The sequence below is a fragment of the Jiella flava genome (genome assembly GCF_017349315.1).
GTDB lineage: Bacteria > Pseudomonadota > Alphaproteobacteria > Rhizobiales > Rhizobiaceae > Jiella > Jiella flava.
This window is the reverse complement of record NZ_JAFMPP010000002.1, coordinates 134,266-153,184: the sequence shown is the minus strand read 5'-3', so window position 1 is coordinate 153,184 and position 18,919 is coordinate 134,266. Positions and strand designations below refer to the sequence as shown.

General features: G+C 64.6%; 13 protein-coding genes. 4 read left to right on the top strand and 9 right to left on the bottom strand.

The annotated features are described in order from the left end of the window. Positions 1-272: 272 nt before the first annotated feature. Positions 273-1,283: an asparaginase gene (locus tag J1C48_RS03360; protein WP_207256313.1), complete on the bottom strand. Its 1,011-nt coding sequence runs from the start codon at positions 1,281-1,283 to the stop codon at positions 273-275. A 212-nt stretch (positions 1,284-1,495) separates the two neighbouring features. Here J1C48_RS03360 and J1C48_RS03355 point away from each other — a divergent pair, with 212 nt between their 5' ends. Continuing rightward, the gene (locus tag J1C48_RS03355; protein WP_207256311.1) at positions 1,496-2,242 is read left to right on the top strand and encodes a DUF3750 domain-containing protein; all 747 of its coding nucleotides are present in this window, start codon (positions 1,496-1,498) and stop codon (positions 2,240-2,242) included. A 15-nt stretch (positions 2,243-2,257) separates the two neighbouring features. On the opposite strand, the gene J1C48_RS03350 is transcribed toward J1C48_RS03355, so the two are convergent. Beyond that, positions 2,258-2,515: an excalibur calcium-binding domain-containing protein gene (locus tag J1C48_RS03350; RefSeq protein ID WP_207256303.1), complete on the bottom strand. Its 258-nt coding sequence runs from the start codon at positions 2,513-2,515 to the stop codon at positions 2,258-2,260. Positions 2,516-2,748: 233 nt separating this feature from the next. Continuing rightward, on the bottom strand, positions 2,749-4,431 hold the full coding sequence (locus tag J1C48_RS03345; RefSeq protein ID WP_207256295.1) for an AMP-binding protein: 1,683 nt from the start codon (positions 4,429-4,431) through the stop codon (positions 2,749-2,751). Positions 4,432-4,551: 120 nt separating this feature from the next. On the opposite strand from J1C48_RS03345, the gene J1C48_RS03340 reads away from it, so the two are divergent. Beyond that, positions 4,552-5,202 carry a TetR/AcrR family transcriptional regulator gene (locus J1C48_RS03340; protein WP_207256294.1) on the top strand — a complete coding sequence of 217 codons (651 nt, stop codon included), beginning with the start codon at positions 4,552-4,554 and terminating at the stop codon, positions 5,200-5,202. Further along, positions 5,199-6,347 (top strand): isovaleryl-CoA dehydrogenase, encoded by a 1,149-nt coding sequence (locus J1C48_RS03335; RefSeq protein ID WP_484825356.1) that lies wholly within the window; start codon positions 5,199-5,201, stop codon positions 6,345-6,347. Before J1C48_RS03340 ends, J1C48_RS03335 begins: the two co-directional genes overlap by 4 nt. Positions 6,348-6,405: 58 nt before the next feature. On the opposite strand, the gene J1C48_RS19225 is transcribed toward J1C48_RS03335, so the two are convergent. The 6 genes from J1C48_RS19225 to J1C48_RS03305 form a co-directional block, all read right to left on the bottom strand. Then, positions 6,406-6,546 (bottom strand): toxin-antitoxin system HicB family antitoxin, encoded by a 141-nt coding sequence (locus J1C48_RS19225; RefSeq protein WP_369413336.1) that lies wholly within the window; start codon positions 6,544-6,546, stop codon positions 6,406-6,408. Positions 6,547-6,569: 23 nt separating this feature from the next. Beyond that, positions 6,570-7,589, bottom strand: a complete 1,020-nt coding sequence (locus J1C48_RS03325; protein ID WP_207256290.1) for a sensor histidine kinase — start codon at positions 7,587-7,589, stop codon at positions 6,570-6,572. Positions 7,590-7,708: 119 nt separating this feature from the next. Next, a complete protein-coding gene (locus J1C48_RS03320) occupies positions 7,709-8,125 on the bottom strand; it encodes a response regulator (protein ID WP_207256588.1) in 417 nt (138 codons plus the stop codon). A gap of 26 nt (positions 8,126-8,151) precedes the next feature. Beyond that, positions 8,152-9,639, bottom strand: a complete 1,488-nt coding sequence (locus J1C48_RS03315; RefSeq protein ID WP_207256288.1) for a sensor histidine kinase — start codon at positions 9,637-9,639, stop codon at positions 8,152-8,154. 191 nt (positions 9,640-9,830) lie between these two features. After that, the gene (gene pbpC / locus J1C48_RS03310) at positions 9,831-11,900 is read right to left on the bottom strand and encodes a penicillin-binding protein 1C (protein ID WP_207256286.1); all 2,070 of its coding nucleotides are present in this window, start codon (positions 11,898-11,900) and stop codon (positions 9,831-9,833) included. Positions 11,901-11,959: 59 nt separating this feature from the next. Beyond that, entirely contained in the window at positions 11,960-17,443 is a 5,484-nt protein-coding gene (locus J1C48_RS03305; RefSeq protein WP_231081551.1) for an alpha-2-macroglobulin family protein, read from the bottom strand. Positions 17,444-17,737: 294 nt separating this feature from the next. On the opposite strand from J1C48_RS03305, the gene J1C48_RS03300 reads away from it, so the two are divergent. Beyond that, entirely contained in the window at positions 17,738-18,751 is a 1,014-nt protein-coding gene (locus J1C48_RS03300; protein WP_207256585.1) for a substrate-binding domain-containing protein, read from the top strand. The last annotated feature ends 168 nt before the right edge of the window (positions 18,752-18,919 follow it).

Sequence of the window (18,919 nt, the reverse complement as noted above, 5' to 3'; positions counted from 1 at the left end):
TCGCCCCCGTCAAGCATCATCCGCGATTTATTGTATCGCAACCGTCACGGCCGCAAGCAACGCGGCGCGCGGCCTTCGATTATACCGCGTCGCAACAGTGCCGACGCGATCGTTGGAAAGCGACGCGGGATCCGCGGGCAGGCATCGGCCGCAAGCGGCGACGGGCGAGCGCCCCATGATCCGGCCCGTCCCACGCCTTCACAACGTCGCGGCAAAGCCGCGCGCTCCGGGGCGCAGCGGCCCGACGCCGTGCCGCAAAAGCGTGCCGCACCTCAGCCGCGCTGCGGCAGTATGGCCCGCACGTCGCCGGTGCGGATGCCTTCCCAATTCACCATGTCGTGCGTCGCCATCGCGGCGAAGCGCGCGGCGAGCGCGGCGTCCTCGCTCTCCAGCGCCTTGGCGATCAGCGCCGCGACCAGCGCCTCGCTCGCCCGCGTCGCGCCGTCGTCGATCTTCAGCGCAAAGCCAAGGCCGAGCTCCGGCAGCGCGCCGCAGAACACGCCCTCGGCGCCAGTCTTGGCGAAGACCTTGCCGGGCTCAGCTTCCATCAGCCTTCGGCAAGCGCGGCCGGTGCCGGACATTTCGAACGGCTCGGCCATGCAGGCGCGCATCAAGGCCCGTCCCGCCTCGGCTCGCGGCGCGCCGACGCCCTTGCCGGTGGCAATCTTGGCGAAGGCGCCGGCGAAATCGCGCAGGGGCGCGGCATAGGTCGGGATCGAGCAGCCGTCGGTGCCGCACACGTCGCGATTGAGACTGTGGCCGACGAGATCCTCGATCACCGCCTTGGCGCGCAACTGCACCGGATGGTTTGGCCCGACATAGCCGGCCGTCGTCTCGCCCCGCTGCACCGCCGTCAGCACGAAGCCGGCATGCTTGCCTGAACAATTGTTGTGAAGCGCCGTTAGCGTCTCGCCGCTGCGGGCGAGATCGCGGGCAACAGCCGCGTCGAAAGGCCAATGGCAGCCGCATTCCAGAACGCCGCCATCGAGGCCGGCTTTTGCTAGCATGGCGGCCGCCCGCCGCACATGCGCGGGCTCGCCCGAATGGGAGGCACAGGCAAGCGACAGATCCTTGTCGTCCAGTCCGAAATAAGCGGCGGCTCCAGTCTCGACCAGCGGAATTGCCTGCAAGAGCTTCACCGCCGAGCGCGGAAACACCGGCCGCTCAATGTCGCCAGCCGACACCACGATCGCCCCCGCGCCATCGACCAAAGCGAAGGCGCCGCGATGGAAGCTCTCGACCAAATCACCACGCGTGATTTCCACGACGACGGGATTTTCCATAATCTCGACCTGCCTGCCATGTGGGTTGTCATTTGCCCGCCCGGGCTTTGATCCCCAGCTACAGCATCGGCCGGCAAAGCAAAATCGGTTTCTGGCAGATGCCGATGGGCGATACCGAAAGCATCCGCACAGGAATGGCCATTCCTGCCAGACGACGGACCCTCGCCCTTATCGGCGCTTTGTCTCGGCCGACGCAAATCCACCGGAGAGCCATGCGCATTTTCAAGTTTTTGCTGATCGGCTTTATCGCCGCCTTCCTGCTGCCTGCCGCCGCCTCGTCCGCGATCTGGGCTTTAGGCGACCACGCGACCTCCTGGCGAACAGCCGACTGGTCGTCCGCCGGTCTGCTTCCGGTCGCAGACGCCGATCGCGAGGCGGCCGTCTACATCCTGTCGGCCCGCACCGGCGGGCTCAAGGGGGCGGTCTCCGAACATGCCTGGATCGTGGTGAAGGATGCCGGCGCGTCCCATTATGAGCGCTGGGACAAGGTCGGCTGGGGCCTGCCGATCCGGCACAACGCCTATCCCGCCGACGGTCGGTGGTATTCCAACCCGCCGCGGATCGTCTTTGCCGCAAAGGGAAACCGGGCGGAGACGCTGATCTCGAACATCCGGGCAGCGATCGACAGCTATCCCTTCGCCAGCCGGACCGGCTATCACATCTTTCCGGGGCCGAATTCCAACAGCTTCGTCGCCCATGTGATGCGGCAGGTGCCAGCGATCGATGTGGTGCTGCCGCCGGCCTCGATCGGCCGCGACTATCCGACCGACGGGCGCCTCGCCTTCGTCGATCCCGATGGCCGGGACATCCATCTGACGCTGTTCGGCTATGCAGGGTTTTCGGCCGGCTGGAAGAGTGGGTTGGAGATCAATCTTCTCGGCCTCGTCGCCGGGCTCGATCTGCGCCGCATCGGCATCAAGGTGCCGGCCTTCGGCAGCTTCGCGCTGCGCGAGAGGTGACGAGAAAGGCTATGATCAGCAGCCGATCCGGGCACGAATGGCGTCGACTTCCTGCTTCGTCGAGCAGACATTCTCGCAGGGGATGCCGTCGTGATCGCCATCCGCCCGACGATAGCCGCTGCACCACAGCCGCACCGCCTCCTCGCAGCTCGACACCGACCTGCACGTGCGCCGCGCGGCAAAGAGCACGGCTTTGACCCGGCTGACGTCCTGGCTTGGATCAGCCGCCGGCCTGCTCTGCGCCGCGGGCGCCGGGACGGTGCTGAGGGCCATCGCGCCGAGAACCATCCAAGCGACGATCGGGCGGGCGGTAAAGGACAAGCGGCATGGCGCCGCATCGGCTGTGTGATGTTTGCTCATGACGCGCATGATTGCTCGTCATGGTTGCTTTTATAAATATACAATTTTTTGATTGATCAGAAAAACCGCCACACACTTAACGCTGCGTAAATTTGAAATCGCGGAAAAGCTGCGTCTTGCGATGATCGCGCATGAACGCATCGGCTTCATGCGGTTGCCTCTGCCGTCAGCCCCAGCGTCTGGCTCATTTGCGAGCGCAGCGCGAATTTCTGGATCTTGCCGGTCACCGTCATCGGAAACGCCTCGACCAACTCGACATAGCGGGGGATCTTGTAATGGGCGATCTTGCCCTGGCAGAATGCCCGCAGCTCGTCGCCGGTCAAGCTCGGGTCGCTGGCAATGACGCAGGCGCACAATTCCTCGCCATATTTGCGATCCGGCACGCCGACCACCTGCACGTCGCGGATCTTCGGATGGGTATAGAGGAACTCCTCGACCTCACGCGGATAGACGTTTTCGCCGCCGCGGATCACCATGTCCTTCAAGCGCCCGACAATGTTACCATAGCCCTCGTCGTCGATCGTCGCGAGATCGCCCGAATGCATGAAGCCGTCGGCGTCGATCGACTCGGCGGTGCGTGCTTCGTCGTTCCAATAGCCCTTCATCACCAGATAGCCGCGCGTGCACAATTCGCCGGGCTCGCCGCGCTTCACCGTCTCGCCCTCCGGCCCGACAATCTTGACCTCGCAATGGGGCTGGACCCGGCCAACGGTCGAGACCCGGCGAGTGACCGGATCGTCCATTCCGCTCTGGAACGAGACCGGCGAGGTTTCGGTCATGCCGTAGGCGATCGTCACATCGCGCATGCCGAGCTTGTCGATCACCGTCTTCATCACCTCGATCGGGCATGGGCTGCCAGCCATCACCCCGGTGCGAAGGCTCGGCAGATCCAGCCGCCCGCAATCTGGATGGTCGAGCAGCGCGATGAACATCGTCGGCACGCCATAGACGCCGACGCAGCCCTCGCCCGCGATCGCGTCCAGCACCGCGCCGGGGTCGAAGGCGTCGGACGGATAGACCATCGCCGCACCATGGGCGAGACAGCCGAGATTGCCGAGCACCATGCCGAAACAGTGATAGAGCGGCACCGGGATGCAGAGCCGATCGCCGGGCGCAAGGCCGATCGCCTCGGTGACGAAAAAGCCGTTGTTCAGAATGTTGCGATGGCTGAGCGTCGCCCCCTTCGGTGCGCCTGTTGTCCCCGAGGTGAACTGGATGTTGATCGGCTCGTCGGCGTCGAGGCGTTCCCCAAGCGCCTCGAGATCGGCCCGCTCGGTGTCGGCCGGCTCGGTCAGGAGATCGTCGAAGCGGGCAAATCCCGGCACGGCGTCGGCCCCGAGCGCGATCAGGAACTCCAGGCTCGGCAGCCGTTTGGCCGCAAGTTTCGCGGTGCCATCATCGATCTCCGGCGCCAGCTCGCGCAACACCGCCACGTAATCGCTGGTCTTGAAACGCTGTGCCGACACCAGCGCCCGGCAGCCGACCTTGTTGAGGGCATATTCGATCTCGGACAGCCGATAGGCCGGATTGATGGTGACGAGGATCAGCCCGGCCTTGGCCGTCGCGAACTGGGTCAGCGCCCATTCGGCGCAATTCGGCGCCCAGATGCCAACGCGGTCACCGGGCTTGAGACCCAGCCGGATGAAGCTGCAGGCGAGCCGGTCGACCGTTTCGCGCAGCTCCGCCCAATTCATCCGGATGCCCTGATGGCAGGCGATCAACGCTGGAAGCTCTGGATATCGCGCGGCGGTCGCGTCGACCATCGCGCCGATCGTCATCTCGATGAGCGGCGCGTCCGTACGCCCCATCACATGCGCAAGCTCCGACATGCACCGTCCTCCCGTTGCGATCGCCGCGACCCGGCCCGCTCCTCCCGCGACACCGTGTCAGTTGAACTCGGCCGCCGAATTCGACATAGATGAATGAACGACCGTTCATAACGAGATTAAATGGATACGATCGCCGATACAAGTCGGACGGACAAACGCGGCCGAGACACGCGCAGCGCGATCCGCAAGCAGGCGCTGGCGCTCTTTGCCGAGCGCGGCTACGGCGCGGTGTCGATGCGCGACATTGCGGAGGCGGCGGGCATCCGCCAGGGGGCGATCTACAACCACTTTGCCGGCAAGCAGGATCTTCTCGCCGATTTGATGATCTCGCATCTGGACCGGCTGCTCGCCGCCCTCGTCCGCGCGGTTCCCGCCGGCGGAGATCCGATGCGGCGGCTCGAAGCCTTTGCCAGCTTTCATGTCGGCTATCATCTCGACCAGCCGGACGACGTCGTCATCGCCGATATGGAGCTGCGCAGTCTCGAGGCGGGGCGCCGAGGCGCCGAGGTCCACGCCCTGCGCGATCGCTACGCGGGCGTGCTCGCAACGATCCTGGAGGACGGCCGGCGGACCGGTCGCTTTCAGACACCGAACGCCAAGGTGCAGGCCGGCGCGCTGATCGCGATGATGACCGGCATTACCGTCTGGTCCCGCGACGGTGCCGCGCTGACACGCGAAGCGGTCACCGCGCACTATGTTCAGATGGTGATGCAGAGCGTCGGCCTGATCTGGCCGCTGGGGGAGGAAGCAGGATGTTCGACCGCGCAATGACATTCGCGCTCGGTGAGGAGATCGACGCGCTGCGCGAGACGGTGCACCGCTTCGCCCAGGAGCGGATCGCCCCGCGGGCGGCCGAAATCGACGCCTCCAACGCCTTCCCGAACGAACTCTGGCAGGCGATGGGCGAGCTCGGCCTCCTCGGCATCACCGTCGAGGAGGAATTCGGCGGCGCCGGAATGGGCTATGTCGCCCATTGCGTCGCGGTCGAGGAGATTTCCCGCGCCTCGGCCTCGGTCGGCCTGTCCTACGGCGCTCACTCCAATCTCTGCGTCAACCAGATCCGGCGAAACGGCACACCGGAGCAGAAGCGCAAATACCTGCCGAAGCTGATCTCCGGCGCCCATGTCGGCTCGCTGGCGATGTCGGAGACGGGCGCGGGCTCCGACGTCGTCTCGATGACGTTGAGGGCCACGCCGAAGACCGACCGCTTCGTCCTCAACGGCTCGAAGATGTGGATCACCAACGGCCCGGACGCCGACACGCTGGTGGTCTACGCCAAGACCGATCCCGGCGCCGGGCCGCGCGGAATCACCGCCTTCCTGATCGAAAAGGGCATGGCGGGCTTTTCCACCGCTCAGAAGCTCGACAAGCTCGGAATGCGCGGCTCCAACACCTGCGAACTGGTCTTTGCCGATTGCGAGGTGCCCTATGAGAACGTGCTCGGCGAGGTCGGCGGCGGCGTGAAGGTGCTGATGAGCGGGCTCGACTACGAGCGCGTTGTGCTCGCCGCCGGCCCGCTCGGCATCATGGCCGCCTGCCTCGACGTGGTGATTCCCTATGTCCACGAGCGTGAGCAGTTCGGCCAGGCGATTGGGACCTTCCAGCTGATGCAGGGCAAACTCGCCGACATGTATGTCCAGCTCAGCGCCGCTAGAGCCTATGTCTATGCCGTCGCCGCGGCCTGCGATCGCGGCGAGACCAATCGCAAGGACGCCGCCGGCTGTATCCTTTATGCCGCCGAAGCCGCCACCCAGATGGCGCTGCAGGCGATCCAGGCACTTGGCGGCAACGGCTATATCAACGACTATCCGACCGGACGGCTGCTGCGCGACGCCAAGCTCTACGAGATCGGCGCCGGCACCTCGGAAATCCGCCGTATGCTGATCGGGCGCGAACTGTTTGCCGAAACGGCGTGATAGCGGCGTCAGTCGATCGTTGTCGTTTTAGGATCGAGATCGATGTCCGCGTGCCGCTTCACGGTCTGGACAGGCCACGGATTGATCGAGGCCGAACGGCGGCGGCAGTCCGCGGGTGTCGCTCCGGAGAGGTTCGCAGCGACAGCGTCCCGGAAAACAGCGTTTGCGGCTCGATGCCGCCCTCGCGGCAACGGGCCAGGCGGAAAATCGTGCGTTCGCCACTCAGCGCGCCGCCGTCACGCAGATCTGCCCCCCCGGCCCCAGGCCGTAATCGAGATCAGCGCCAAGACTGTGCGCCATCGCGCGAATGAGCCGGGTGCCGACGCCAGTGCCTTGCGGCTTGCCGCTGAGATCCACCCCAGGCCCATCATCCTCGACGCTGAGTTTAAAGTGCAGGCCCTCGCTGCGCAGCAAGATCCGCACCTCGCCGGATTGGTTTTCGCCGTAGGCATATTTGCAGGAATTGCTGACCAGTTCGGTGACGATGATCCCCAGCGAGACCGCCCGGTCGGTCTTCAGCCGCAGCGATTCCGATTGCAGGATCAGCCTGCGCGGCGAGGCCGGCGTCGACCAGGTCGCCTCCAGCTCTTTGGTTAGCGGAACCAGATAGTCCGCGACGTCGATCGTCTCGATGTCGTCAGAATCGTAGAGCCGGCGATGCACCTGAGCGATCGCCGCGATCCGCTGCTGGGTGTCGCGCAAGGCCGATTTGGCCTCGTCGCTGGCGACCGCCGAGGCCTGCATGTTGACGAAGGCCGACAGAATCTGCAGGCTGTTGGCGACCCGGTGGTTCGCCTCCTTGACGAGCGCTGCCAGCCGCTCGTTCGAGGCGCGCAAGGCCCGTTCCGCCTCCTCCTTCGCCGCCACAAGAGCGCGGCGCTCCAGGGACTGGCGAAAGCTTGAGGCCAAAAGGTCGAAGAACTCGTCGCCGACGGTCTTGACGACATAATCCGAGGCGCCGGCTTTGAGCGCCGCCACGGCGATACTGGTTTCTTCCGAGCCGGTAACGTAGACTACCGGCGGCGGCGTCGGGAGTTCGGCAATCATCGCCAGTGCGTCGAGCCCGGTCTTGCCGGGCATGTAGTGGTCGATCGCGGCCAGATCGAAACCACCCTCGCGCAGCTTGGCCAGTCCGCTGTCGGCATCGGCGGCCGTTTCGACCTCGAAACCGCGACGACGCAAAGCCCGGCTGGTCAGCAGCCGCAAGACCTCATCGTCGTCGATGTACAGAACACGCGGCATGGCAGCCCGGCTATGAGGTTGAGCAGGAAAGATGAGATAAATTCGACTGCACGGTCACGCAAGCCAATTCGTAGCCGGCCAACAATTCAATCATAGATCGCATTTTGACACTTGCTCGTTCAGCTGACATCGGTGTCCGGCACCTGGATCACCGACAGAAACAGGCCGAGCTGTCGGATGGCCTGCGCGAAGGTTTCGTAGTTCACCGGCTTGGTGATGTAGACATTCGCCCCAAGATCATAGCAGCGCTCGATCTCCACCTTGTCGTCGGTGGTGGTGAGAACCACCACCGGCGTGCGCTTCAGCGGGCTGTCCGGCGCTTTCATCCGCTGCAGAACGTCGATGCCGCTCATATCCGGCAGGTTGAGATCGAGCAGAACCAGCGCCGGGCCATTCTTGGCCGGACCATCGGCGGAGTCGAACAGATACTGGAGGGCGGCCGTGCCTTCCATGAAGTGCCGAATCTCGTTGTTGACACCGGCCCGGCGGATGTTCCTTTCGATCAGCCGGGCATGTCCTTCGTCGTCTTCGATCATGACGATATTGACGGTCTGGGGTTTTCTCACGTGTTCGATCCTTGTTGTGGCGCAAGGTCCTTCGGCAGCGACAGTCTGAACGTCGCGCCGTTCTCCAGCGCAGATGTGCAACTGATCGTGCCGCCCAAGCGGTGTGCCAGCGCTCTGACATGGGCAAGGCCGATGCCCTCGCCCGGTTGATCCTGTGTTCCGGAGCGGCGGAACAGATCGAAGATCCGCTCGTGATCCTTCGGATCGATACCCCGACCGTTGTCCTCGACCTCGATCAGAACTCGGCTATTCTCCTTTTGTCCACGAATGATGATCGTCCCGGGGCGATCAGCCTTGAGATATTTGATCGCATTCTCGATGAGGTTGGACAAGATCTGCTCGATCGCTAGCTTATCGGTGATCACCGTCGGCAGCGGTTCGGCCTTCATGGTCACACCGAGTTCGCCGACCCGGTGCTGCAGGCTGTCGATAATCGAGGTGACAAGGGCGTTCATGTCGACCGCCTCAGGTGCCAGCATCCGGCGCCCCTCACGCGACAGCCGCAGGATCGCGTTGATCAGCCGATCCATCTTCTCGGTCGAGGTGCGGATGAAGCCAACCGACTCGGGCAGATTCTCGCGCACCGCGTAGCGCGCCTCGTCGGTCACGCTGTCCGGAATCCGCTCTTCGGCCATCTCGAGCAGCTCGCTCAGCGGTTCAATCGCCGCGGCGAGTTCGGAGGTAAAGCCCATGACGTTGACCAAGGGCGAACGCAGATCGTGGGAGACGATATAGGCGAAGCGCTGAATTTCGGCATTGGCGCGTTGCAGCTCAGCCGTCCGCTCGGCCACGGCCGATTCCAGGTCCCCGTTCAACAATCGCAATTGCTCTCCGGCCACCGAGAGCGCCGCCAAGGTGCGGCGCACGACCCAGATCGTGCCGAAAGAAACCAGAAGCAGGATGGTCGCGGCCACGATTCCGATCGAGGTGGACAAGAGGATGCCGGCATGTTCTCGGGTGGTGCGCTTTTCGAGCAGATCGCGCTCGGCGCTGCTCATCGTGTCCGACAGATCGCGCAATTGCTGAGAGACAGCGATGTCGGCCTTATCGAGCAGGCTCGAACCTGGAACTGTGGTGATTCCGGCCCGCTTGTTCGCGATCGATTTTTCGACGAGATCAAGATAGTTCTTGGCCAGTTTGCGATACTGCTCTACCCGCCGGATCTGGTCCGGATTGTCGGCAGTCAACTTGGCCATATCGTTGATCTTGTGAGGAATTTCGGCCGCCGTCACCTCGAATGTCCGCAGGAATCGCTTGTCACCTTCCAGCAGAAAGCCGCGCCTCGCGGCCTCGATGCGCTCGTCCAGCCGATTGAGGTTGGCGATCGCCGCTTCAATTTCGATCGAATGAGTGACGCGCTGCCCGATATCCTGCGTACGCTGAAACGCCCAGACCACGGCCCCTGCCGCGATAATCAGCATGAAGAAACCGGTCGCAATGGCGGCAAAGATCGCGCGGTTAAACTGGCGCTGCGCTGTATTCATCGGGTCGTCTCGTGCCGGCTCCAATCGACGCGCCCTAAGTCAGAGGCACCGGGTATGGCGAAATGCGGGCGTCAGTCGTCGTCCGATTCGGCCAGACAACAATATCGTGCGAGAGTGATCTTTAGCCGGCACCGATCTTTAGCTCAAGCTCGATAAAAATTATTACTGCGCACGCCAAACTGTACCCCACATCATTTCACGAAGACATTCGTGCGCGCCGCCGCGCCGCGACCATCGACCACCGAGATCGATAAAAACCCGGGTTCCGTCGGCTGAAAGGTCGACTGCCGCAAAAGCTGATCGCGATCGACGGGGACGCCGTCGACATACCAGGTAAAGGGGGGCCGACCGTTGCGCACCTTCAAATAGAGCGGCGCCATTCCGCCGGCATCGTCGCCGAGTGCGATCCGGCTCTTGTCCGGCGGATAGACGATCTCCGGCGTCAGCCCGGTCTCCAGACGCTCGGCGGCGCGCCCGATCCGCTGCAAGGGCGGCGGCAAGCCGGCACCGGACAAGGCGAGGATACCGGACGGTGGCCCTGGCAAGCGGCGCCGCGGTCCGATGCGGGAGAACACGTCGCGCATCACCGGTACCGCCATGTCCTGGCCGATTAAACCCGGCACCGGTGCGCCATCCGGCCGCCCGAGCCAGACACCGACGACGTCGCGGCCATCATAGCCGATGGTCCAGGCGTCGCGGTAGCCATAGGAGGTTCCGGTCTTGTGGGCGATCAGGCCGGGCGAACCTTTGGTGGTCGAGGTCGCGCCCGACAGGATCGAGGTGACATACCAGGCCGCCTGACGCGACAGTATCCGGCGCGGCGTGGAGCGCGGCGCGTCCGCGTCGACATGCAGAGGGATCGACAGCCCGCCATTGGCGATGCCGGCATAGATCCGCACCAGATCTTCGAGCGTCATGCCGAGGCCACCGAGACCGATCGCCAGGCCCGGCAGCGAGCGATCGCCGAGCTTCGGCGTCGCGCCCGCCCGCCGCATCCGCTCGACCAGCCGGCTCGGCCCGACCGCCGAAAGCAGTTCCACCGCCGGCAGATTGCGCGAGAGCTGCAACGCCCGGCGGGCGGTGATGACGCCGTCGAATTGATGGTCGAAATTCTGCGGCGTATAGCCGGCGAACCCCGCCGGCGCGTCGTCGATCAGACTTTCGGGATGGGCGATGCCGCGCTCGAAGGCGAGCCCGTAGATCAGCGGCTTCAAGGTCGAGCCGGGCGAACGCGGCGCCTCGGTCAGATCGACGAAGCCCTGGCGGCGGCGATCGAAATAGTCCGGCGAGCCGATATCGGCAATGATCTCGCCGGTGATGGAGTCGGCAACGACGATCGCCAGCGACAGCGGGCTCGTCAGGCTTTTGGCCTTGGTCAACGCGTAGGTCTCGAGCCGGGTCTGCAGCGTCTTGTCGATCGTCACCGCGATATGGGCACGGGTCGGATCGGCGCGGTGCAGCCGATCGGCGAGATGCGGGGCGAGCGTCGGCATAGCCAGCCGTCGGCCGGGAATCGGCTCGGCGAGCGCGCGGTGCTCCTGCCCGGCGTCGATCACGCCGCGCGACGCCATCCGTTTCAGCACCCGGTCGCGAGCGGCCTTGGCGCGTTTGGGGAAGCGGTCGGGCCGATAGCGCTCCGGCGATTGCGGCAGGGCGACCAGCAGCGCGGCCTCGGCCGCGGTCAGCTGGCGCGGCTCTTTGCCGAAGAGGACAAGAGAGGCTGCGCGGATCCCCTCGACATTGCCGCCATAGGGCGCCAACCGCAGATAGAGCGCCAGAATCTCGGCCTTGTCGTAACGCCGCTCCAGCGCCAGGGCAGTCAGTATCTGCTCGATCTTCGCGGCAAAGCTGCCGGTCGGCAGCTGGTTGAGCATCCGCGCGACCTGCATGGTCAAGGTCGAGCCGCCGGAGACGATTCGGCCATAGCTGAGCGATTGCCAGGCCGCCCGAAGCAGCGCTTGCGGATCGATGCCGTGATGGGAAAAGAAGCGCTTGTCCTCCCAGGTGAGCAACATCTTGACGAAGCGCGGGTCGACATCGTGGCCGTCCGCCGCCAGCCGCCAACGGCCGTCGCTCACTGGAAACGCCCGCAGAAGCCGGCCCTCGCGGTCGACCACCTCGACCCCGACCGGCGGCTGAGACAGCATCGTGACACGGCGGGCGACAGCCTGTTCGATCGCCGAATAGCCCCAAAGGCCGGCGATCAACAGCATCATCCCGATCAGGATGCCGAGTTGGGCGAGGCGGCGGCGTGGCGACATTGACGCGCCCCCGCCCGTCGGCGTGACCGGCGCGTTCGGCCGCGTTCCCGGCCGCTCTCTCACCGCAGCGGACCAATCACCGTGATCCGCCCCGCATCGGTGCGCCCGCGCCGGCTCGGATCGTACATGTTCTCGACGGTCGCTGCGGGATGGACGAAGGAGCCGGGGGCGATGGCGCGCACGATATAGGCGAAGCGGCGTACAGCGGGATCGGCCGGCTTGACGTCGACCGCCGCCAGGAAGCGGTCGGAGCGGAACTCGACATGCGCCGTGTCGCTGGTCAGCTGCAGCCAGTCGAGCGCGGCGACGTCGCCGCTCTGCAAGATCTGCGGATTGTCGATGGCAAAGCCCGCCGGCAGCGGATCGTTGACCATCAGATGCGCCGGCCCGGTGTCGATTGCCGTCACCTCGTCGACGACCACCAGCCGGTCGCCCTCTTTGATCTTGGCGGGATCTGCTGGTTTGCCGTCCAGCGTGTAATATTTGCGAGTGATATCGAAGCCGTTGTGGGAGGCCGGCGGCGTGATCTCCGGCACACCGAAGATCGTGACGCTCGCCAGTTGCTGCGAGGTCCCGCGATTGACAATGTCAAAGCCCTTGGCGAGATCGCTCGCGTCGATCGTGGCCGAATACGGTCCGTCGACGATCCGCCCGCCGACTTCCAGATGCGGTGGATAGCGCTCCAGCAAAGCGTGGGCGGCAAGCAGCGACCAGGCATCTTCCTGGGTGGAGGTGTCGTCATACGCCGCCCATGCCGCGTTGATCTCTTCAATCAGCGGCTTGAACGACACGCCCTCGATCTTGGTCTCATAAGCCAGCGTCAAGATGGCGGCATCGTCGCGCAGCGGCGAGCCGTAATCGGACCGCTCCACCTCCGCGTTGTCCTTGGGTAAATCGGCCACGACGGTGGTGAAGATCCGCTCCGCCCGCACCCGATCGCCATAAAGCGCCAGTGCCGCGCCGAGCTGCGCCTTGGCCAACGGCGTCGGAAACGTCTGGAGCTGGTTGTCGGCATAATAGCGCAGGTCACCGATCGACGCCGAACCATTCCGGGCCAGAACGTAATAGGCATAAGCCACCGCGCTCCAATCCGGTTTGTCGGACAGATAGGCGAGCGAATTCTTCAGATTGTCGAGCGCCGTTTTCAGGCTGACCTGCGGGACCTGATAGGCGGCTTCGCGCGCCCGGGTGAGGAAATCGGTGACATAGGCATCGAGCCAGAGATCACCGCTATCGGGTTGCCACAGACCGAAGGAGCCGCTCGGCGACTGATTGGCCAGCACGCCGGAAATCGCCTGCTGGACCCGCTCCTTGACGTCCTCGCCCTTGCCGAGCCCGGCAGCAAGGATCATGCGGTCGAGATAGATCAGCGGCAACGCCCGGCTGGTGAGCTGCTCGGTACAGCCATAGGGATAGCGATCGAGCGCTTGGACGATCCCGGCAACGTCGAAATGCGCCGCGCCGATGATCGACACCGTCGCCCTGGCCGTGCCGGGCTTGAAGCCGGTGAAGAGTTGCGGATCGAGGCTGAGCTTGCCGTCCCTGGCCGCCAGCGTAACCTGGCTCCGCTGGACAATCTCCGGCGCGTTGGAGCGCACGCTGAGCGCCACCGTCTTGGTGAAGGTCGCGCCCGAGGCCATCCGCAACGACACATGGATCGACGCATCGCCGATGGCTTGGCCGCTCACCGGGATCAGCACCCGGGTTTGGCCGGTCGGGGCGATGCTAACGGTCTTTTCGGTCTCGCCACCGAAGGCGACGACCGAATTATCACTGGCCACCGATAGCGTCGCTGGCCCGGTCGGCCCCTCGACATGGGTCAGGTCGATCGCGAGCCGCGAGGTATCGCCAGGGGCGAGGAAAGTCGGCCGGGCGACGTCGATGACGATCGGATCACGCACCACCATGTCGCGATTCGCCTCGCCGACCCCACTCTTCGACCAGGCGATCGCCATCAACTTCATCGTGCCGTTGAAGTCGGGAATGTCGAAGGTGATCGTCGCGTGGCCATCGGCACCGACGGCCACCGGCCCCGAATAGAGCGAGACGAGCTGGTTCATTGGCGGCGGGCTCTCGTAGCTCGCGCCGGCGTCGCCGCCCGAGCGCACCGTTCCCGGCGCGCCTTGCGTGCGGTCGATCAGCCGCGAATAGAGGTCGCGGAAGGCAACGCCCAGCCGCCGCTGGCCGAAATAATAGCCCTGCGGCGACGGCGGCTCGAAATGGGTGACGTTCAAGATGCCGACGTCGATCGCCGCGAGCGTCACATAGGCGGTCTCGCCGCTGGCGATGCCATCGACCGTAACGCCGATCGTCTGCAACTGACGCGGCCGGATCGTGTCCGGCGCCTCGATCGCCACCGTCAGCGCGCGCTGGCCCGGATCGACCTTGGCATAGGCGATGCCGATCGCCCGGCTCGGCATCAACTTCTCGCTCAGATTCATCGGCCGGTAGACCATCGCCGCGACGTAGGCGCCCGTCCCCCAATCCTTTGTGACCGGCAATTCGACCTCGCCGCCCTTGGCCGAAATATCGGCGGTCGTCCGCTCGATGATCCCCTCGTCCATGACGAAGATCTCGGCCTTGCCGGCAAAGCGCGATTCGATCCGAACCTTGGCGGTCTCGCCGATCCGATAGGCGTGCTTGTCGAGCGAGACCTCGGCGATCTGGGGCGTTTCGACCGATGTCGGCGCCACATACCAGCCGGCATCGAACCTGATGCTCGCCGGGATCGCGCGCCCGGAGGGGTCGACGACGTCGAGCTCGTAACCGCCCCACTCGACCGGCACCGACAGCGACACCGGATCCTGCGCGTCGACATCGACGGTCCCGTCGGCGACGAGCTTGGACGTCTCCACCGGTTCATAGTTCCAGGATCCCGAATTTTCGTACCACTGGAATGCGACGTTGATCTGCTTCAGCTGCCATTTCAGGCCGCGGGCAGCCACGCGCTGGCCCGCCGCATCGATCGCGACAACGTCGAAGCCGGCGGTCGACCGTTCGGCGACCGCGCCGGAAAATCGCGGCTTGATACCGATCCGCTCGCTGCTTTCGTTCAGCGGCAGCTTGCTGATCTTCTCGACGGGCTTGCCGTTCGCATCGACCACCCGCAGCTGCAGCGTCGCCGTCAAAGGCAGCGTCGTCGCCGGCGGATCGAAGGGCGGGATCGAAACCTCGGCCTGACCGTCCGGTCCCGTCTTCGCCTCGGTGAAGGGCTTGCGCGTCGCCGTCACCTTGTCCGCATCAAGGCCGAAAGAATAGCCAGGATAAGCGGCGATCGCGGTCGAGGCCGACACCACCACCTCGCCATTGACCGCGAGCCCCGCCGCCGGCGCGCCGAAGAGATAGCGCGCCGCCACCTCGATCGTCGGCGGCATCGCCGGATCAAAGCTCTTGGCGGGCGTCGAAATATCGAAATCCAACTTTTGCGGCTCGAAATCCTCGACCAGGAAACGGGTCTGGCCGATCGCCGGCTTTTTCGGATCGGTGTAGAGGCGGACATCCCACGCCCCGCGCATCGCCTTGTCCGACAGCGAAAGATCAAAGGCATAGCCGCCGGCGGCAAAGTCCGACACCGTGCGCCGGGAGTGTTCCACCCCGTCCGGCCGGGTGACGATCGCGGTGAGCGTCAGCCCGGCGATCGCCGCGCCGGTCTTGTCGCGGGTCAGGGCATTGAAGTGCGCCGTGTCGCCAACCCGATAGATGCCGCGATCCGGGGTGAGGAAGACGTCGATCGCCCCCGCCGGCGCCCGCCCCTCGACGCCGCGATCGGTCAGATCGAAGGGCGAGTCGCTTAAGTTGAGGAAGACGAAGTCCTTGTCCTTGCGGGCAATGAGCAGCGCCGGTTTGTCGCCGCCAAGGCCGCGCATCAGGCCGGCCGGCAGCCGCAAATGACCCTGCGCATCGGTCGCGCCCATGCCGAGAATCTGGTTGTTGGTGGCGACGAGATCGATCGTGACGCCGGCCAGCGGCGCTGCGCTCCCCAAGGATCGGGCGACGATATCAAAGCCGTTGCTGCCGGAAAAGGTCGACAGGCCGATGTCGCTGACGACGAACCACTGCGTCGCGAACGGATCAGGCGTTTGCATCGCATTCGCCACTTGGGCGGTCAGAACATAGACGCCGGGTTTGAGATCGGGGACCATGTCGGCGATCGGGATGGCCGTGGTCACGTCGGTATTGGTATTGCGGACCACCGACACCGAGCCCGTCCAGACGTCCTGGCCGGACTGGCTGGAGATCTGGTTGATCTGCCATCGCGACAGGTTGGTCAGAAACTGGCCTTGGGTGAGCATGTCGGCGAGGCCGCGCTCGCCGATCCGCTGCACCCTGGCGTCGATTGTGTCGACATTGACCGTCACCACCGAGATCGTGGTCTTCCCGCCCGCCGGCACGACATAGGCGCTGGTAGTAAACCGCACCGTCGGGTCGCGATCCTTCACATAGACCGACAGATCGACCTGTTTGCGCAGCGTTTCGCCATCGGTCGCGGAAATGCCCGGTCGCGCGGTGATATGATAGCTGCGGCCGTGTTCGAGACCGCCGACGCAGAGCTGGTTGCCGGTGGCGGTGACCGGCAGCGTCTCGCCGCCTTGAACGCTCAGATAGTCGCCCGGATGATCGGACCCCGTCAGCTTGCGCGACAGCTGATCGGAAAACACCAGACAGATGCGGGGACTTGCAGCATTGTTGTCGACCGTATGATCGACGATGCGGAAGCCGTGGGCGCCGACGACGGTGTTCAAGCGCTCGACCACGAACGGGTCCGCCTTGGCGGCGACGCTCATGCGGTAGGCGTGTATCGCCGGTTTCCAGTCCTCCTTCTTCTCGTAATAGCGGCCGATCCCGGCCAACGCCCGCGCCTTCTCGGCGTCGGTGCTGGCCGTCAGATAGGCGTTGATCGCAGCATTCAGCAGACTGAAGCGGTGACGGGGAGGACCATCACCCTGCTCGAACTTTCCGGTGGCCGTGGCGGTGTCGACAAGGCCCTGCCAGGCCCAATTGGCCAGCGGCTGACGCTTCAGGATCTCCCGCCAGCGATCAAGCCCCTCGACGAAGGAGGGCGCCGCCGCGGCTTCCATCGCCAGCTGCGTCGTCGACTCGTTTTTGAGGAGCGGATCACGATCGGCCTCGATCAGCCGTAGCCGCTCGCGGTTGGCGCTGGCCAGGGCGTCGGCGGGAAGGAAGGACAGCTCCTTGCCCCGCGCAGCCAGGCTGGCGCGATCGACGGCCGGAGCGACAACGATTTCGCCGGCTGTCGCCCCGGCGGCGCTCTGCAGCGTGCCGACACTGTTCTTTAGAAAGCACCAGCGGGATTTCGAATTGTAGGTGAAGGCCTTGCACTGGTTGTCAAAGGTGCAGGCGGTCTTGCACCCATCGAGGTCGAGGTTTTTCAGAGTCTTGTAGTCGCCCCCGAAGTAGTCGCCGTCCTTTGTGATCACCACATCGCGCTGACCACTCGTCTGCGCCGCCGCTTCGCCCGGCGCCGCGGCGAAAAGACCGGTCGCGACCAAGACCGCAAGAGCGAAGACAGCGAACCTCCTCACGAAAAAATCTCCCCCTCGCGTCGCCCCTATTAATAAGTCAAACCTATGATAAAGCGGCCATGGTGGCCACCGTCATCACCAAGAAGATTGGATGACACGGAAATTGCAAGCGATTTCGGCCTCTCCCAACACCAGCCGCCGCAGCGTGACCTGAGGCGCTTGGAGATCTCGGGCAGCCGCCTCCCCCTTTCCCCGAAGGCGCCGGCGATGATCCCGTCCGGCAGGGCTTTCCGCATGCCGCTGCATTTGCCATAGATCACACGACGGTTCGTGACAGGAGCATTGCAGGCGTTCGTGGCGCAGAAGGTGAAATTGTCGACCATCGCGGATGCGCTCGGCCTGTCGACGGCGACGGTTTCGCTGGCCTTGCGGGACAGCCCCCTGGTCGCCGACGTCACGCGCGAGCGGATCAAGGACGCCGCGCGGGAGCTCGGCTACATCTACAATCGTCGTGCCGCATCGCTGCGCACCTCACGCTCCGGCATCGTCGGCGTCTGCGTGCATGACGTGATGAACCCGTTCTATGGCGAGATCCTCAAGTCGATCGAGACCGAGCTCGATCGCCAGCGCCAGACCTTTATCCTGTGCAATCACCATGACGACCTGTCGAAGCAGCGCTCTTTCGTTGATACGCTGCTGCAGCTCGGCGCCGACGGACTGATCATGTCGCCGGCGCTCGGCACGCCGGCGGCCGACATCCGCCTTGCCGAAGATAACGATCTGCCGGTTATCCTGATCGCCCGCACCATCGACGGTGCCGGTGTTCACGGCTTTCGCGGCGACGACGCTTACGGCATGGGGCTCGCCGTCGATCATCTGGTCTCGCTTGGCCATCGCTCAATCGCGATGATTGGCGGCACCCACGCCACCTCGACCGGGCGCGAACGGGAAGCCGGTTATCTCGCGGGACTCGAACGTGGCGGCATCGCCTTTCAGCCGCGATGGCGAATCGAGGGCCCGCGCGACCGCCATTCCGGCTTTGATTCTGCGGCGACATTTCTCGCCATGCCGGATCGGCCGACCGCGATCGTCTGTTTTTCCGATCTCGTCGCGCTTGGCCTGATGTACGGCCTCGCCCGCGGCGGCGTGCGGCCCGGCATCGACGTCGCCGTCGTCGGCTATGACGACATCGACGAAGCGGAGATCGCCACACCGCCGCTCACCACCGTCTCCAACGGCCAAAGCGAGGTCGGCGAGTGCTCGGCGAGAGCCCTCATCGATCGTCTGCAAGGCACGACGGCCAGCGAACAGACGACGCTGATTCAGCCAGAGCTGAAGGTCCGCCGATCCTGCGGTGCGGGCGCATGACGCTCGCAGCGAAAAAGTTCCCGCCGGAGCTGTGCAAATTGCGAATAGCTGCCTCACAGGAATTTTAATAACGAATAGTGACCGACGGCCACCATCGTCAACGCTCGCTTAAGGTTTTCGCGATGATAATCGGGTTCAGTCAATTTTAACGGAATCCGAGTTCCATTC